13 protein-coding genes are annotated in these 16,148 nt (G+C 70.8%); all 13 read left to right on the top strand.

From position 1 onward, the window contains the following. The first annotated feature begins 6 nt into the window (after positions 1-6). The gene (locus BUE41_RS20280; protein WP_073458734.1) at positions 7-786 is read left to right on the top strand and encodes an MlaE family ABC transporter permease; all 780 of its coding nucleotides are present in this window, start codon (positions 7-9) and stop codon (positions 784-786) included. A gap of 4 nt (positions 787-790) precedes the next feature. Beyond that, positions 791-1,633, top strand: coding sequence for an MlaE family ABC transporter permease (locus BUE41_RS20275; protein WP_073458733.1), 843 nt, complete (start codon positions 791-793; stop codon positions 1,631-1,633). Next, the gene (locus BUE41_RS20270) at positions 1,630-3,042 is read left to right on the top strand and encodes an MCE family protein (protein WP_073458732.1); all 1,413 of its coding nucleotides are present in this window, start codon (positions 1,630-1,632) and stop codon (positions 3,040-3,042) included. Before BUE41_RS20275 ends, BUE41_RS20270 begins: the two co-directional genes overlap by 4 nt. Beyond that, positions 3,039-4,268 (top strand): MCE family protein, encoded by a 1,230-nt coding sequence (locus BUE41_RS20265; protein ID WP_073458731.1) that lies wholly within the window; start codon positions 3,039-3,041, stop codon positions 4,266-4,268. Before BUE41_RS20270 ends, BUE41_RS20265 begins: the two co-directional genes overlap by 4 nt. After that, entirely contained in the window at positions 4,265-5,254 is a 990-nt protein-coding gene (locus BUE41_RS20260) for an MCE family protein (RefSeq protein ID WP_234997442.1), read from the top strand. The genes BUE41_RS20265 and BUE41_RS20260 overlap by 4 nt, the downstream gene beginning before the upstream one ends. Continuing rightward, positions 5,251-6,513, top strand: a complete 1,263-nt coding sequence (locus tag BUE41_RS20255; RefSeq protein ID WP_234997441.1) for an MCE family protein — start codon at positions 5,251-5,253, stop codon at positions 6,511-6,513. Before BUE41_RS20260 ends, BUE41_RS20255 begins: the two co-directional genes overlap by 4 nt. Next, positions 6,510-7,751, top strand: a complete 1,242-nt coding sequence (locus BUE41_RS20250) for an MCE family protein (RefSeq protein WP_073458729.1) — start codon at positions 6,510-6,512, stop codon at positions 7,749-7,751. The genes BUE41_RS20255 and BUE41_RS20250 overlap by 4 nt, the downstream gene beginning before the upstream one ends. Next, a complete protein-coding gene (locus BUE41_RS20245) occupies positions 7,748-9,007 on the top strand; it encodes an MCE family protein (RefSeq protein WP_073458728.1) in 1,260 nt (419 codons plus the stop codon). Before BUE41_RS20250 ends, BUE41_RS20245 begins: the two co-directional genes overlap by 4 nt. A 43-nt stretch (positions 9,008-9,050) precedes the next feature. Further along, positions 9,051-9,611 (top strand): hypothetical protein, encoded by a 561-nt coding sequence (locus BUE41_RS20240; protein ID WP_084755462.1) that lies wholly within the window; start codon positions 9,051-9,053, stop codon positions 9,609-9,611. A 49-nt stretch (positions 9,612-9,660) separates the two neighbouring features. Beyond that, the gene (locus tag BUE41_RS20235; RefSeq protein WP_073458727.1) at positions 9,661-10,512 is read left to right on the top strand and encodes a nuclear transport factor 2 family protein; all 852 of its coding nucleotides are present in this window, start codon (positions 9,661-9,663) and stop codon (positions 10,510-10,512) included. A gap of 335 nt (positions 10,513-10,847) precedes the next feature. Then, complete coding sequence (rplJ, locus tag BUE41_RS20230) at positions 10,848-11,423, top strand: 50S ribosomal protein L10 (RefSeq protein WP_073458726.1); 576 nt, start codon at positions 10,848-10,850, stop codon at positions 11,421-11,423. Positions 11,424-11,465: 42 nt separating this feature from the next. Beyond that, positions 11,466-11,867: a 50S ribosomal protein L7/L12 gene (rplL, locus tag BUE41_RS20225; protein WP_073458725.1), complete on the top strand. Its 402-nt coding sequence runs from the start codon at positions 11,466-11,468 to the stop codon at positions 11,865-11,867. Positions 11,868-12,609: 742 nt separating this feature from the next. Further along, positions 12,610-16,119 (top strand): DNA-directed RNA polymerase subunit beta, encoded by a 3,510-nt coding sequence (gene rpoB / locus BUE41_RS20220; protein WP_073458724.1) that lies wholly within the window; start codon positions 12,610-12,612, stop codon positions 16,117-16,119. Positions 16,120-16,148: the final 29 nt, after the last annotated feature.

Raw genomic sequence — 16,148 nt, 5'->3', positions numbered from 1 at the left:
CGGCCGATGAGCGCTCCCACCATCGTCACCCGGGCACTGACCCCGGTCGGCAAGTTCTTCCTGCTCGCCCTCGAGATCGCCCGGATGACCGTCAAGGGTCCGTTCCAGTGGCGCGAGTACATCGAGCAGACCTGGTTCGTCACGAAGGTCTCCGCGCTGCCCACCGCGCTGTTCACGATCCCGTTCGGCGCCACGATCGCGCTGCTGCTGGCCGAGCTGACCCGCCAGTTCGGGGCGCAGAGCCAGACCGGCGCCGGGTCGGTGCTCGCGATCGTGCAGCAGGCCGCCCCGATCGTCACGGCGCTGCTGATCTCCGGTGCGGGCGGCAGCGCGGTCTGCGCCGATCTCGGCGCGCGCACCATCCGCGAGGAGATCGCCGCCATGGAGGTGCTGGGCATCTCGCCGATCCAGCGGCTGGTGGTGCCGCGGGTGCTGGCGATGGCCACCACCGCGGTCGTCCTCAACGGCCTGGCGACCGTCGTCGGCGTCGCGGGCGGGTACTACTTCAACGTCGTCGTCCAGGGCGGCACCCCGGGCGCGTACATCGCGAGCTTCTCCGCGATCGCGCAGGTCAGCGACATCCTCGTGAGCGAGCTCAAGGCCGTGCTGTTCGGGCTGGCCGCCGGTGTCGTGGCCGCCTACCGCGGGCTCAACCCGCCGCCGGGCGCGAAGGGCGTCGGCGACGCGGTGAACCAGGCGGTCGTCATCTCGTTCGTGCTCGTCTTCCTGATCAACCTCGTGATCACGGCCCTGTACCTGCAGATCGTCCCGCCGAAGGGGAGCTGAAGCGATGGCGCTGCTGTCCACGGGCCGCGCCCGCCGGATCGCCCAGGCACCGATCGCCCAGCTCGAGGAGCTGGGCGACCAGGTCTCGCTCTACGTCCGCGCGATCGCCTGGATCCCGCGCGCCCTCACCCGTTACTCGAAGGAGATCCTGCGGCTGCTCGCCGAGGTGAGCTTCGGCTCCGGCGCGCTCATCGTCATCCTCGGCACCGCGGGCGTGATGGCGGCGCTGTCGCTGTTCGTCGGCTCGCTGGTCGGGCTGCAGGGCTTCCGGGCCCTCGACTCGCTCGGCGTCGAGGCACTCACCGGCTTCATCACCGCGTACTTCAACACCCGCGACATCGCACCGCTGGTCGCCGCGGCGGCGCTGACCGCCACCCTCGGCGCGGGCTTCACCGCCCAGCTGGGCGCGATGCGGATCTCCGAGGAGATCGACGCGCTGGAGGTCATGGCGGTGCCGTCGGTGCCGTACCTGGTCACGACCCGGGTGATCGCCGGGATCGTCGCGGTCATCCCGATCTACACGATCGGCCTGCTCGCGAGCTTCGCGGCGGCCCGGCTCAACGTCACGCTGATCAACGGGCTGCCCGGCGGCACGTACGACCACTACTTCGACCTGTTCCTGCCGCCGATCGACGTCCTCTACTCCTACGTCAAGGTCGTCGTCTTCGCCTCGGTGATCATCCTGATCCACTGCCACTACGGCTACCGGGCCAAGGGCGGCCCGGCCGGCGTGGGCGCCGCGGTCGGCCGCGCGGTCCGCCTGTCGATCGTGTCGACGGCGATCCTGGACTTCTTCCTGACGCTGGTCCTGTACGGCACCTCGACGACGGTGAGCGTGGCCGGATGAGGACCCCGGAGCGCGCCCTGCAGGGCCTCGCGTTCATCGGGGTGGTGGCGCTGCTGCTCGGGCTCGCCGTCGCCCACTACGCCGGCGCGTTCCGCAGCGGTGTGCCCGTGCTGCTCAAGGCCGGCCACGCCGGCAGCCAGCTCGGCGAACACGCCGACGTCAAGGTCCGCGGCATGGTCGTGGGCCGCGTCGAGTCGATCACCTCCACCGGTGACGGCGCCGACATCCTGCTCAGCATCGACGCCGACAAGATCGACCAGATCCCGCAGAACGTCACCGCGCGGCTGTTGCCGAAGACGCTGTTCGGCGAGAAGTACGTCGCACTGGAGCCGCCCGCCGACCCCAGCCCGCGGCCGCTCGTCGCCGGGGACGTCATCGGGCAGGACCGCAGCAGCACCGCCCGCGAGGTCGACACCGCCCTCGACGACCTGGAGCCGGTGCTCACCGCCGTCCAGCCGGACGAGCTCAAGAGCACCCTCGGTGCGATCGCGATGGGCCTGGAGGGCCGCGGCGCGCAGCTGGGGGAGACCCTCGTCGCGCTGAACGCGCTGGTCGAGGGGATCACCCCGGCCGTCCCGGCGCTGCAGGACGACCTGCGCGAGCTGGCCACGCTCTCCGAGACCGCCGCCGACACCGCCCCCGATCTGCTCGCTGCGCTCGACGACCTCACCGTGCCGGCGGGCACGATCGTCGACCAGGCCGAGAACCTGCGCGAGGTCTACCGCTCGGTGATCAGCGCGTCGGACGATCTGCACGCGTTCCTCGACGCCAACGGCGAGAACGTCATCCGCCTGGTCGTCACCTCCCGGTCCACGCTGGAGACGCTGGCCCGCTACGCGCCCGAGTTCCCCTGCTTCTTCGAGAACCTCGTGTCGGTGATCCCGCGCGGCGACGAGGTCTTCGGCCGGTCGAACTCGGTGAACGCGGGCAAGCCGGGCATCCACGTCACGATCGAGATCACCACCGGTGACCGCGGCAAGTACGTCAACCCCGACGACCTGCCCGAGTTCACCGACGACCGCGGCCCGCGCTGCTACCCGGAGGCACTGCCGCCACCGTACGACGAGGAGAACTTCCCGCAGTACGCGCCGGACGGCCCGTTCCGCGACGGGGCCGTGCCCCCGCCGCCGGAGAGCCCGCAGCCGAAGGGCGACCCGGAGGCCTTCGGCGTCGACACCTACGGCACCTACGACGGCTCGAGCAGCTGGTACCTGGTCAAGGCCAACGCGCTGGCCGGGGGGCCGAACGCGCGGACCATCGACATGGGGGTGGCGAACTCGCCCGGTGAGCGCGCGGTCGTCAACTCCCTGATCGCAGCGCAGCAGGGCCGCCCGAGCAGCTCCGTGCCCGGCTGGAGCACCTACCTCGTCGGGCCGCTCTACCGCGGGACGGAGGTGACGATGGCATGAGCCGCGTCCCCGTCGCCCCGCTGGTCAAGTTCCTCGTCTTCGCGGTGGTCACCACGGCGGCCACCACCGTCCTGGGGCTCACGATCGCGAACGCCCAAGGCGGGGACCGCGCGGCGTACTCGGCCCGGTTCGCGGACGTCACCGGTCTGCTGCCCGGCGACGACGTGCGCATCGCCGGGGTCGTCGTGGGCAGCGTGACCGACATCGAGATCGTCGACAAGCGCGTGGCGGAGGTCGACTTCGAGATCGACTCCTCGTTGCAGCTGCCGGCCACCACGCGGGCCGCCGTGCTCTACAAGAACCTGATCGGGCAGCGGTTCCTGGCGCTCTCGCAGGAACCGGGGCCGTGCGATCCCGCCGCTCCGGCGACCCTGGCGGCGGGCGCAGTGATCTCCGAGGCGTGCACCCGGGGGCCGCTCAACCTCACCGAGCTGTTCAACGGGTTCCGCCCGCTGTTCCAGGCGCTGGATCCCGAGCAGGTCAACACGCTCGCCGACGAGGTCATCCAGGTGCTGCAGGGCCAGGGCGGCACGATCGAGAGCCTGTTGGCCTCCACCGCGTCGCTGACGAAGACACTGGCCGACAAGGACGCGGTCATCGGAGAGCTGATCGACAACCTGAGCGGGGTGCTGGAGAGCGTCACCGAGCGCAACGACCAGCTGAACGACCTCATCGTCGGGCTGCGCGAGCTCGTCGCCGGCCTCGCCGAGGACCGCGAGCCGATCGGGGAGGCGATCAGCTCGATCGGCGATCTCGCCGTCACCACTGCCGGGTTGCTGGAGGAGGGGCGGCCGGCGCTGCAGGCCGACATCGCCGCGCTCGGCGCCCTCGCCGGCGAGCTGCACGAGGGCGAGCCGGTGATCGAGCACTACCTGCAGTTCGCCCCGTACAAGCTGAACAAGATCGCGCGGGCCGGTTCCTACGGCAGCTGGTTCAACTTCTACCTGTGCGGTGCCTCGCTGACGGTCGGGGTGAGCCCGATCGTCCCGCCGCAGAAGATCGAGCTGCCCGACTTCACCACTGCCGAGCGGTGCGGGTCCGATCCCGACGGCCTCGGCGACGACCTGGAGATCGGCCCGCCGTGGCCCGTGCCCGGCGCCGAGTACGGCGACGACGATCACGGCGGTGATCACCACGCCGAGGACCACCACGACCGCCCGGTCGCCGACGAGCTGACGCAGCCCCGGTCCGATCTCCCGCTGCCCGCGGTGGGAGGTGCGAGTTGACCGACCCGATCACCCACCGGCTCCCTCCGGTCCCGACGGCCGTCGGTGGCGTGCTGGCGATCCTGCTCGTCGTCCTGCTGGCCTTCAACGGCAAGGCGCTGTTCTCCGGCGGCACCACCTACACCGCCTACTTCACCGACGCCGCCGGGCTGCAGGCCGGCGACCAGGTCACGATCGCGGGCGTCGAGGTGGGCCGGGTCACCGACGTGTCCCTGGTGGACGGTCAGGTGGTGGTCGACTTCCGGGTGCACGACGCGTGGATCGGCGACCGCACGATCGCCTCCATCGAGATCCGCACCCTGCTCGGGGCCAAGTACCTCGCACTCGACCCGCAGGGTGAGCGCGAGCAGGACCCCGACCATCCGTGGGGCGTCGACCGCACGGTCACCCCGTTCGACGTCGTCGAGGCCTTCGACGGGCTCTCCGAGACGATCGACGCGATCGACACCGAGCAGCTCGCGCAGAGCCTGCAGACGCTGTCGGACACCTTCCGCGGCACCGCCCCGGAGATCCGCGGCGCGCTCGACGGGCTCTCCCGGCTGTCCACCACGATCGCCAGCCGCGACGAGCAGCTGCGCACCCTGCTGTCGGGCACCCGCACCGTCGCCACGACGCTGGCCGAGCGCCGCGACGACATCGAGGCGCTGCTCTCCGACGGCAACCTCCTGCTCGCCGAGCTGCAGGCCCGCCGCGACGCGATCGCGAAGCTGATCACCGGCATCCGTGATCTCTCCCGGCAGCTGTCCGGCCTCGTCGCGGACAACATCGACCAGCTGCGGCCCACGTTGGAGACGCTCGACGAGGTCGTCGCGGTGCTCGAGCGCAACCAGGACAACCTGGTCCAGCTGCTCAAGAAGGAGGCCGTGTTCATCCGGGTGTTCAACAACGCCATCGGGACCGGCCGCTGGTTCGACAACTACATCTGCGGCCTGCTGCCCGTCCCGGCCCTCGGCCCCCTCAACCCGGGGGGATGTGATCTGTCGTGACCGGCTCATGGGTGTCGGACAAGCGGCAGCTCACCACCGCCGCACTGGTCGCGGTCGTCGCGATCCTGGCGGCCGTCGGGGTGTGGCAGGCGGCCAGGCTGGGCAGCGGCCGGCACGTGACCGCGTACTTCACGAACGCCTCGGCGCTGTTCGAGGACAACGCCGTGCAGATGAAGGGCGTCCCGATCGGCACGATCGACAAGATCACGCCGGAGGGCGACCGGGTCCGCGTCGACATGACGATCACCGACCCGGACGTGAAGCTGCCCGCCGACGTCAAGGCGGCCATCGTGTCGCCGAGCCTGGTCACCGGCCGCAACGTGACGCTGTTCCCGGCCTGGACCGGCGGACCCGAGCTCACCGACGGCGCGGTCATCCCGCTCGAGCGCACCGCGGTGCCGCTCGGCGTCGACGACCTCACCCGCACCGCGACCGAGCTGGCGAAGGCGCTCGGCCCCGGCGGACTGAACGAGCAGGGGGTGCTCACCGACTCGCTCGAGGTGCTGGCCGAGAACCTCGACGGCAACGGCCAGGCGATCAACGGCACCATCGTCGACCTCGGCGCGCTCGGCAGCACGCTCTCCGGTTCGAGCGAGGACCTGTTCGCCACGATCACCGAGCTGCAGAGGTTCGTCGCGATGCTGAAGGAGAACGACCGCACCCTGCGGGAGTTCAACGAGCGGATCGCCGACGTCAGCGGGGTGCTCGCCGATCAGCGCGAAGAGCTGGGGGAGGCACTGCGCGACCTGGCCACCGCGCTCGACGACGTCACCGTGTTCATCCGGGACAACCGCGCGGCGCTCAGGTCGAACGTCGACCGGCTCACCGAGGTCACCCGGGTGCTCGTGGAGCAGCGGGCGGCGCTCACCGAGATCCTCGATCTCGCCCCGGCCGCGCTGTCCAACCTGGCGAACGTCTACGACGCCTCGTCGGGCACCCTCAACACCCGCGCCAACCTGCAGGAGCTGGCCAACCCACCGATCTACATGGTCTGCAAGCTGGTCGACGACGCCCTGAACGCGCCGGTGGAGCTGGCGAACCTGTGCAAGCAGCTGCCGCTCGTCGACCAGCTGCCGAGCCTGCAGCAGATCATCACCGGCCTGCAGTCCGGGCAGCTGCCGCCGTTCCCCGGGCTGATGCCGCTGCCCACCGACCCGGCTCCGGGCGGGACCGCACCGGCCCCGGTCCCCGCACCCGACACCGCACCCGACACCGCGGACGTCGGCGAGGCCGGCGCCGACGACGGGGGTGACCCATGATCCGGCGATGCGCCGCGGCCCTGGCCGCCGCCGGTCTGGCCCTCGCGCTGACCTCCGGCTGCGGGGTCCTGACCAGCGGGTTGCGCGGGGTGGACCTCCCCGGCGGGGCCGATCTCGGCGACCGCCCGTACTCGGTGACGGTCGAGTTCGCCGATGTGGTCGATCTCGTGCCGCAGTCGCTGGTGAAGGTGGCCGACGTGGCGGTCGGCTCGGTCCGCGAGGTCCGGCTCGATCCGGCGACGTGGCGGGCGCTGGTCACCGTCGACGTCAACGGCGACGTGCGGCTGCCCGCCAACGCCGTGGCCCGGGTGCGCACCACCAGCTTGCTGGGGGAGAAGTTCGTGCAGCTCGGTCCGCCCCCGTCGGGCGCGACCGGCACGCTGAGCGACGGGGCGCGGATCCCGATCGAGCGGTCCGGGCGGGCCGTCGAGGTCGAGGAGGTCTTCGGCGCGCTCGCGATGCTGCTCGACGGCGGCGGCGTCGGGAACATCCGCACGATCGCGGTCGAGCTGAACCAGGCGCTGGAGGGCAACGAGCCGGAGATCCGGTCGCTGCTGGAGAACCTCGACACCCTGGTGCGCGCCCTCGACGGCCGCAAGGGCGACATCACCCGCGCCATCGACGGGCTCAACCGGCTCGCCGCCACGCTCGACGAGGGCCGGCCGAAGATCGAGAACGCGCTGCAGGACCTCGGCCCGGGCATCGAGGAGCTGGCGGCGCAGCGCGAGCAGCTGGTCGACATGCTGCAGTCGCTCGACCGGCTGTCCACCGTCGCGCTCGACGTGGTCGACCGCAGCCGCGAGGATCTGCTGGCCGATCTGCGGATGCTGCGGCCCACGCTGGAGCAGCTCGCTGCAGCCGAGCAGAACCTGCCGCGCTCGCTGGAGGTGCTGGCCAGCCCGCCGTTCACCGATGCGGCCGCCGACGGGTTCGCCGGCGACTTCTCCAACCTCTACGCCGACATCTACCTCGACCTCGGCCTCGATGGGCTGCTGAAGAACATCCTCAACGGTGGCCTGCCGGCGCTGCCCGGGCTGCCCGCCAACGCGCAACTGCTCGCCCCGCTCCTGGGTGCCCCGACCGCGCCCGAGCTGCCGCTGCTCGGCGCGCTGCCCGGTCTCGGCGGCGGCCCGGCGACCTCCGCCGACCGCCAGGAGCCGGAGGAGGAGAAGGAAGAGGACGCGCAGCCGGAGCGGCGCGGTGGCCTGTTCGGTGGGCTGTTCGGAGGTGGCGGATGATCACCCGGCGCACGCGGCTGCAGCTGATCGCGCTGCTCGTGGTGGCCGTCGTCGGTGTGGTCTACACCGGCGTGCGGTTCGCGGACCTCGGCGCGGTCGTCGGCGCCACCAGCTACCCGGTCACGCTGCAGATGTCGCGCTCCGGCGGGATCTTCACCGGGGCCGACGTGACCTATCGCGGGGTCAGCGTCGGGCGGGTCGGACCGCTCGCCCTCACCCCGGACGGGGTGGAGGTGCGGCTGGACATCGACCGGTCCGCCCCGCCGATCCCGGCGTCGGTGACCGCGCAGGTGCGCAACCTGTCGGCCATCGGCGAGCAGTACGTCGACCTGCTGCCCGACACCGCGGACGGGCCGACGCTGCAGGCCGGGTCGGTCATCCGGGAGAGCGAGGGCCGCGTCGAGGTCCCGGTGCCCGTCGAGGAGCTGGTGGCGAGCCTCGACGACCTGGCGAGGTCGGTCCCGCTGGACCGGCTGCAGCTCGTCGTCGACGAGCTGGGCACCGCGTTCGCCGACACGGGCGTGCCGCTGCAGCGGCTGCTCGACACCACCGGGGAGTTCACCGCGGCGGCCGTCGAGGCGCTGCCGCAGACGACGGCGCTGATCGAGGACGCCCGCCCGGTGCTGCGCACGCTCAACGCCACCTCGGGGCAGTTCCGGGGGTTCAGCGAGAACCTGGCGCTGCTCGCCGCGCAGCTGAAGGAGTCCGACGGCGATCTGCGCCGGGTGATCCAGTACGCGCCGCCCGCGACGGAGGAGCTGTCCGCGCTGCTCGACGAGAGCGGCAGCGAGCTCGGCGAGGTGATCGCCAACCTGCTGACCGTCACCCGCATCGCCGAGCCGCGCCAGCCCGGCCTGCGGCAGGTCCTCGTCACCTACCCGGCGCTGGTCGCGGGCGTGCTCACCGCCGTCCCGGGCGACGGAACCGGCGCGCACCTCGGGCTGGTGCTCAACGTGTTCGACCCGCTCGCGTGCGTGCGCGGCTACGAGAGCACGGCGAAACGGCCCGGCACCGACGTCACCGAGGTCCCGGTCAACGCCGACGCGCACTGCGCCGAGCCCGCGTCGACCGGGATCAACGTGCGGGGATCGCAGAACGTCCCGCGGTCGCCGACCCCCGACGCGGCGCACCCAGAGAACCCGGACGAGAAGAACACGGACGAGGAGGACGAGCAGCAGAAGGCGACCACGCTCCTGCTGGTCGACATGACCGAGGTCCCGCTGGGTTCCCCGGCGCAGATCCTCGCGAGCGGCTGACCCGTCCCACGAGGGCTGCCCCGGCAGCCGTCTGGAGGAAGACATGACCGTGCTCGACGAGAACCCCTCGACCCCCGCCGGGGAACCCGCATCGGCCCGGCCGGTGATGGGCCGCATCCTCCAGGTCGTCACCGCCGTCGCCGCGGTCGCGGCCGTGGTGTTCGGCGCGCTCTGGGCGGTGTCGCTCGGCAGCGGCGACGGTCACCTGGCCGAGCAGCGCGACGAGGCGTTGAACGCGGCCCGGACCGCCGCGGAGACCCTCAACACGCTCGACCACCGCAACGCCCCGGCGGGGCTGGACGCGTGGATGGCGGCGTCCACCGGGCAGGTGCTGGAGGAGTTCCGCCGCAACCGCGACGACTACATCAAGGTCGTCACCGAGTCGAAGCGGGTCACCACGGCCGTCGCGAAGGACCCGGCGGTCACCGAGCTCGATGACCGCGCCGGGATCGCCCGCGTCATCGTCGGCGTCGACGTCACCGTCACCCCGGACGGGCAGAAGCCGGTCCTCACCCGCCAGCGGCTCCAGCTGGAGATGCACCGCACACCCGACGGCTGGAAGGTCGCGAAGCTGGCGCCGGTGCGCAACCCGGGCGCGAGCTGAGCCGCGCCCCCCGCTCCCCGAGGTCGACCGACTCCAGGAGGTCACCGACATGCCCCCCACCCACCGCAGCACCCCCGGCATCCGCCGCCCCCGCGTCGCCGGCCGCCGCACCACCCGCTCTGCTCCTGCCGAGGCGCTCACGTCCGCTGGGCGGCGCGGGGGCGGGCGCACTGCCACCGTCGAGGAGGCCACGCCGGAGCCGGCCCAGGTCGTCTCGGAGCCCGCAGCGGACGGCCGCGGGGAAGCGGAGCAGGCCGCGACCGTCGACGAGCCACTGGCCACGGAGCGGGCGGAGGCGAGGACGGCGGGCGCGGAGGACGTCGACGAGGAAGCGGCGGACGCCTCCCCAGCACGGCCCCGGCGCTCGCTGCGCGCGCTCCGCACCACCCCCGTCACGACGCGGGCACTGATCGCCTGGGGTGCCGCCGCGACGGTGCTCGTGTTCCTGGCGTCGTTCTTCGGAGCGCTCTGGTACCACCGCGAGCACTCCGGCCCCGCCGCCAACCGGGCGCTGATCGACATCGGCGCGACCAGCCAGGTCGCCCAGCAGGTCGCGGACGCGGTGACGACGATCTACTCGTACGACTTCGCCCGCCTCGACGAGAACGAGCGCACCGCCCGCGCCGTCATCACACCGGAGTTCGAGCAGCAGTTCGGCCAGCTGTTCACCGAGGTCCGCGCCCGCGCCCCGCAGCAGAAGGCCGTGGTCACCGCCACCGTCTCCAACACCGGGGTCAGCCGGCTCGAGGACGACACCGCCGTCGTGGTGCTGTTCATGAACCAGATCGCCACCCGCGCTGCGGAGGACGGCCCGCAGCAGCTCGCCTCCGCCGGCCGCCTGACGGTCACGGCGAAGAAGATCGACGGAGTCTGGAAGATCGCGGATGTGCAAGCCGTGTAGGTGAACGAACGGCACTCTGGTCCACTCGGGGTGGACCAGAGTGCCGTTCGCTGCCCCCGGTGGGGCCCCGCGCACCCGCCACCTGGGCAACCGCGTATCCTGGTCGGCGGTTCCACCGAAGACCGCAGGTTCGGGCTCGCTCGCGGGCCCGCGAAGGTCCCGTCTCGTACGGGCGACCCGCGCAGGGGGACGAGGTAGTAGAGCGTTGCGCGCCTTGCGGCGCGCCATCCTTCCACGCCCCGTGCCCTGCGCGCGGGGCGTTCGTCGTTTCGGAATCCCAACCTCCCGGGTCGTCGCGGTGGAGACCACGTACCGACACCCGAGAGGAGGCACGGATGGCCAGAGCTGACAAGGTCGCAGCGGTCGAGGAGATCGCCGACCGGTTCCGCGGCTCGTCCGCCTCGGTGGTCACGGAGTACCGGGGCCTGACCATGGCCCAGCTCACCCAGCTTCGTCGCTCGCTCGGCGCGGGCACGACGTACCGCATCGCCAAGAACACCTTGGTGAAGCGGGCGGCGGAGAAGGCGGGCGTCGAGGGCATCGAGCAGCTGCTCGTCGGCCCGACGGCGATCGCGTTCATCGAGGGTGAGCCGGTCGATGCAGCCAAGGCGCTGCGCGAGTTCGCCAAGTCCAACCAGGGCCTGGTGATCAAGGGTGGCTTCATGGACGGTCGGCCGCTGACCGTCGCCGAGGTCAACCAGCTCGCCGACCTGGAGTCCCGCGAGGTGCTGCTGGCGAAGCTCGCCGGTGCGATGAAGGGGTCGCTGGCCAAGGCCGCCGGCCTGTTCGCCGCCCCGGCCGCGCAGGTCGCCCGGCTCGCCCAGGCCCTCGCCGACAAGCGTGCTGCGGAGGGCGAGGCCTCGGCCGCGCCCGCCGACGCTGCTCCCAACACCGACAACACCGAGAGCTGACCCACCCCAGCCCTTGCGTTTCACCAGAGAGGAACCGCCACCATGGCGAAGCTGAGCATCGACGAGCTGCTCGAGGCCTTCAAGGACCTCACCCTGATCGAGCTCGCCGAGTTCGTGAAGAAGTTCGAGGAGACGTTCGACGTCACCGCCGCCGCCCCGGTCGCCGTGGCCGCTGCTCCGGGCGCCGCTGCGGGCGCCGGCGGCGCCGCTGCTCCGGCCGAGGAGGAGAAGGACGAGTTCAACGTCGTCCTCGAGGCCGCCGGCGACAAGAAGATCCAGGTCATCAAGGTCGTCCGCGAGCTGGTCTCGGGCCTGGGCCTGAAGGAGGCGAAGGACCTCGTCGAGAGCGCCCCGAAGCCGATCCTGGAGGGCGTCAACAAGGAGGCCGCCGACGCCGCCAAGGCCAAGCTCGAGGAGGCCGGCGCGAAGGTCAACCTGGTCTGACCTGCTGCCACCGCACGTCCAGAGGGGCGGTACCCGCGTTCGGGGTGCCGCCCCTCGGCGCGTCCCCGCGCCTCAAGCGAGAACGTGACAGAAGTCACAATATTTTCGGATCGGCGATTCGAGTCTGCCTCGCGCAGCGTCCTCATCAGGCGAAACCCGTCGCCGTGAACGTGCGATCACGCTCCGCGTTCACCCGAAAGTGGTACGCGACACGCCGGACGAAATGCTGGCGCACCGACCGCCCGCCGACGGGAACGGTGCGAACGCGTGACGGTCCGTCGTCGCCTGATCACCGACGGGCGGTCGGTGCGGCGGGACGAACTCCCTCTCCCGAGGGGACCTTCGGTCCGTCGGGGCAGGTCACCACCCGGTTGTCCCGCAAAACGGACCACTTACCGCCGCGTAGCGTCTTGACTCCGGGGCGTCGGCGCGTCACGCTTAGGTCTCGACGGTCACCTTGGTGACGTGTCTCGACAGCGGCTGCATTCGCAGCTAGACTGCCTCTTTGCGCTGCCTCCGTCCAACTTCCGCGCGCAGAGAGGCTCCCCACCGGAGTTCCCCGCGAGCGGTGTCTTGGGTCGGTGGTTGCGCGCTGACAACTGACGGCGGGCTCCGGCGGCCCGGCGCACCGAGCACATCAGCTCGGCCTCGGGGGGATCACACCGCCCGGGTCGATGATCGAACGGTAGCGCGCGAGTCCCGGATCCTGCCAGACGAGAGCGCAGTTCCGGAAGGACGCATCTTGGCATCGCCTCGCGCCACTCAGACTCCCGCGACCTCCGTCTCGGCCAATCCGAACTTCCCCGGTGCACCGACTCGGGTGTCCTTCGCGAAGATCCGCGAACCCCTCGAGGTGCCCAACCTCCTCGACCTGCAGATCCAGTCCTTCGAGTGGCTGATCGGCTCGGAGGAGTGGTTCCAGCGGCGCGTCGACGCCGGGGACGAGAACCCGGTCAGCGGGCTGGAGGAGGTCCTCGCCGAGATCTCGCCGATCGAGGACTTCTCCGGCTCCATGTCGCTGTCCTTCTCGGACCCGCGGTTCGACGAGGTGAAGGCCTCGGTCGAGGAGTGCCGCGACAAGGACATGACCTACGCCGCGCCGCTCTTCGTCACCGCGGAGTTCACCAACAACACCACGGGTGAGATCAAGAGCCAGACGGTCTTCATGGGCGATTTCCCCATGATGACCGACAAGGGCACCTTCATCATCAACGGCACCGAGCGCGTCGTCGTGTCGCAGCTGGTGCGCTCGCCCGGCGTCTACTTCAGCCACGAGATCGACAAGACGACCGAGAAGGACGTCTACTCGGTCCGGATCATCCCGAGCCGGGGCGCGTGGCTCGAGTTCGACGTCGACAAGCGCGACACCGTCGGCGTCCGCATCGACCGCAAGCGGCGCCAGCCGGTCACGGTGCTGCTGAAGGCGCTCGGCTGGACCGAGGAGCAGATCAAGGCGCGGTTCGGCTTCTCGGAGACGGTCATGGCGACCCTCGAGAAGGACCACACCGCCGGGCAGGACGAGGCGCTGCTCGACATCTACCGCAAGCTGCGTCCGGGCGAGCCGCCCACGCGGGAGAGCGCCCAGGCGCTGCTGGAGAACCTGTTCTTCAAGGAGAAGCGGTACGACCTGGCCAAGGTGGGTCGTTACAAGACCAACCGCAAGCTGGGCCTGAAGACCCCGCTCGAGGTCGGCACGCTGACCGAGGAGGACATCGCCGTCACGATCGAGTACCTCGTCCGGCTGCACGCCGGCGAGACCGAGATGACGGTCGGTGAGGGCGAGGACGCGGTCACGATCCCGGTCGAGACCGACGACATCGACCACTTCGGCAACCGCCGCCTGCGCACCGTCGGCGAGCTGATCCAGAACCAGATCCGGGTCGGCCTGTCCCGCATGGAGCGCGTGGTCCGTGAGCGCATGACCACGCAGGACGTCGAGGCGATCACGCCGCAGACCCTGATCAACATCCGCCCGGTCGTGGCGGCGATCAAGGAGTTCTTCGGAACCTCGCAGCTGTCGCAGTTCATGGACCAGCACAACCCGCTGGCCGGCCTGACCCACAAGCGCCGCCTGTCGGCGCTGGGCCCGGGCGGTCTGTCGCGGGAGCGCGCCGGCTTCGAGGTCCGCGACGTCCACCACAGCCACTACGGCCGCATGTGCCCGATCGAGACCCCTGAGGGTCCGAACATCGGCCTGATCGGCTACCTGTCCACGTTCGCACAGGTCAACCCGTTCGGCTTCATCCAGACGCCGTACCGGAAGGTCGTCGACGGCCGGGTCACCGACGAGATCGACTACCTGACCGCCGACGAGGAGGAGCGTTTCGTCATCGCGCAGGCCAACGCGCCGCTCGACGACGAGGGCAACTTCATCGAGGACCGGGTGCTGGTCCGCCGCAAGGGCGGCGAGCCGGACCTGATCGCGCCGTCCGGGGTCGACTACATCGACGTCTCGCCGCGGCAGATGGTGTCGGTCGGCTCGGCGCTGATCCCCTTCCTCGAGCACGACGACGCGAACCGCGCGCTGATGGGCGCGAACATGCAGCGCCAGGCGGTGCCGCTGCTGCGCAGCGAGGCGCCGCTGGTCGGCACCGGCATGGAGCTGCGCGCCGCGGTCGACGCCGGTGACGTCGTGGTGGCCGAGAAGGCGGGCGTGGTCGAGGAGGTCTGCGCCGACTACATCACGGTCATGGCGGACGACGGCACGCGCAAGACGTACCGCCTCTACAAGTTCCGCCGGTCCAACCAGACCACCTGCATCAACCAGAAGCCGATCGTCGACGAGGGGCAGCGGGTCGAGGCGGGCCAGGTGCTCGCCGACGGTCCGTGCACCGAGAACGGCGAGCTCGCCCTCGGCAAGAACCTGCTCGTGGCGATCATGCCGTGGGAGGGCCACAACTACGAGGACGCGATCATCCTCTCCCAGCGCCTGGTGCGCGACGACGTGCTGACCTCGATCCACATCGAGGAGCACGAGATCGACGCCCGCGACACCAAGCTGGGTGCCGAGGAGATCACCCGGGACATCCCGAACGTCTCCGAGGAGGTCCTCGCAGACCTCGACGAGCGCGGCATCATCCGCATCGGCGCCGAGGTCCAGCCGGGCGACATCCTGGTCGGGAAGGTCACGCCGAAGGGTGAGACCGAGCTGACCCCGGAGGAGCGGCTGCTGCGCGCGATCTTCGGCGAGAAGGCGCGCGAGGTCCGCGACACGTCGCTGAAGGTGCCCCACGGCGAGACCGGCAAGGTCATCGGCATCCGGGTCTTCTCGCGCGACGACGACGACGAGCTCCCGCCCGGCGTCAACGAGCTGGTGCGGGTCTACGTGGCCCAGAAGCGCAAGATCCAGGACGGCGACAAGCTCGCCGGTCGGCACGGCAACAAGGGCGTCATCGGCAAGATCCTCCCCGAGGAGGACATGCCGTTCCTGCCCGACGGCACGCCGGTCGACATCATCCTGAACACCCACGGTGTGCCGCGCCGTATGAACATCGGCCAGATCCTGGAGACCCACCTCGGGTGGATCGCCAAGTCCGGCTGGCACATCGAGGGCGACCCGGAGTGGGCGAAGAAGATCCCGGAGGAGCTGCGGTCCGCCCCGCAGAACACGCTCACGGCCACGCCGGTGTTCGACGGTGCCAAGGAGCACGAGATCACCGGGCTGCTCGGGTGCACGCTGCCCAACCGCGACGGCGAGCGCATGGTCGGCCCCGACGGGAAGGCCATCCTGTTCGACGGCCGGTCGGGCGAGCCGTTCCCGTTCCCGGTGGCGGTCGGCTACATGTACATCCTGAAGCTGGCCCACCTGGTCGACGACAAGATCCACGCGCGGTCGACCGGCCCGTACTCGATGATCACGCAGCAGCCGCTGGGCGGTAAGGCCCAGTTCGGTGGCCAGCGGTTCGGCGAGATGGAGTGCTGGGCGATGCAGGCCTACGGTGCGGCCTACACGCTCCAGGAGCTGCTCACGATCAAGTCCGACGACGTGGTGGGCCGCGTCAAGGTCTACGAGGCGATCGTGAAGGGGGAGAACATCCCCGAGCCGGGCATCCCGGAGTCGTTCAAGGTTCTGCTCAAGGAGCTGCAGAGCCTGTGCCTGAACGTCGAGGTGCTCTCCAGCGATGGTGCGGCGATCGAGATGCGCGACTCGGACGACGAGGACCTCGAGCGGGCCGCGGCGAACCTGGGCATCAACCTGTCCAGCCGCCCCGGATCCGACTCGACCATGACCGTCGACGACGTCGTCAACTGATCTCGTCCGTAGCCGAGCTAACGAAGGAA

The sequence above is a fragment of the Pseudonocardia thermophila genome (assembly GCF_900142365.1).
Classification (GTDB): Bacteria; Actinomycetota; Actinomycetes; order Mycobacteriales; family Pseudonocardiaceae; genus Pseudonocardia; species Pseudonocardia thermophila.
This window is presented reverse-complemented; position numbering and strand designations above follow the sequence as displayed.

What these genes read in the sequence shown, in the direction of transcription:
- BUE41_RS20280 (WP_073458734.1), top strand. Translation starts at nt 7, where the DNA reads ATGAGCGCTCCCACCATCGTCACCCGGGCACTGACCCCGGTCGGCAAG.
- BUE41_RS20275 (WP_073458733.1), top strand. Translation starts at nt 791, where the DNA reads ATGGCGCTGCTGTCCACGGGCCGCGCCCGCCGGATCGCCCAGGCACCG.
- BUE41_RS20270 (WP_073458732.1), top strand. Translation starts at nt 1,630, where the DNA reads ATGAGGACCCCGGAGCGCGCCCTGCAGGGCCTCGCGTTCATCGGGGTG.
- BUE41_RS20265 (WP_073458731.1), top strand. Translation starts at nt 3,039, where the DNA reads ATGAGCCGCGTCCCCGTCGCCCCGCTGGTCAAGTTCCTCGTCTTCGCG.
- BUE41_RS20250 (WP_073458729.1), top strand. Translation starts at nt 6,510, where the DNA reads ATGATCCGGCGATGCGCCGCGGCCCTGGCCGCCGCCGGTCTGGCCCTC.
- BUE41_RS20245 (WP_073458728.1), top strand. Translation starts at nt 7,748, where the DNA reads ATGATCACCCGGCGCACGCGGCTGCAGCTGATCGCGCTGCTCGTGGTG.
- BUE41_RS20240 (WP_084755462.1), top strand. Translation starts at nt 9,051, where the DNA reads ATGACCGTGCTCGACGAGAACCCCTCGACCCCCGCCGGGGAACCCGCA.
- BUE41_RS20235 (WP_073458727.1), top strand. Translation starts at nt 9,661, where the DNA reads ATGCCCCCCACCCACCGCAGCACCCCCGGCATCCGCCGCCCCCGCGTC.
- rplJ (WP_073458726.1), top strand. Translation starts at nt 10,848, where the DNA reads ATGGCCAGAGCTGACAAGGTCGCAGCGGTCGAGGAGATCGCCGACCGG.
- rplL (WP_073458725.1), top strand. Translation starts at nt 11,466, where the DNA reads ATGGCGAAGCTGAGCATCGACGAGCTGCTCGAGGCCTTCAAGGACCTC.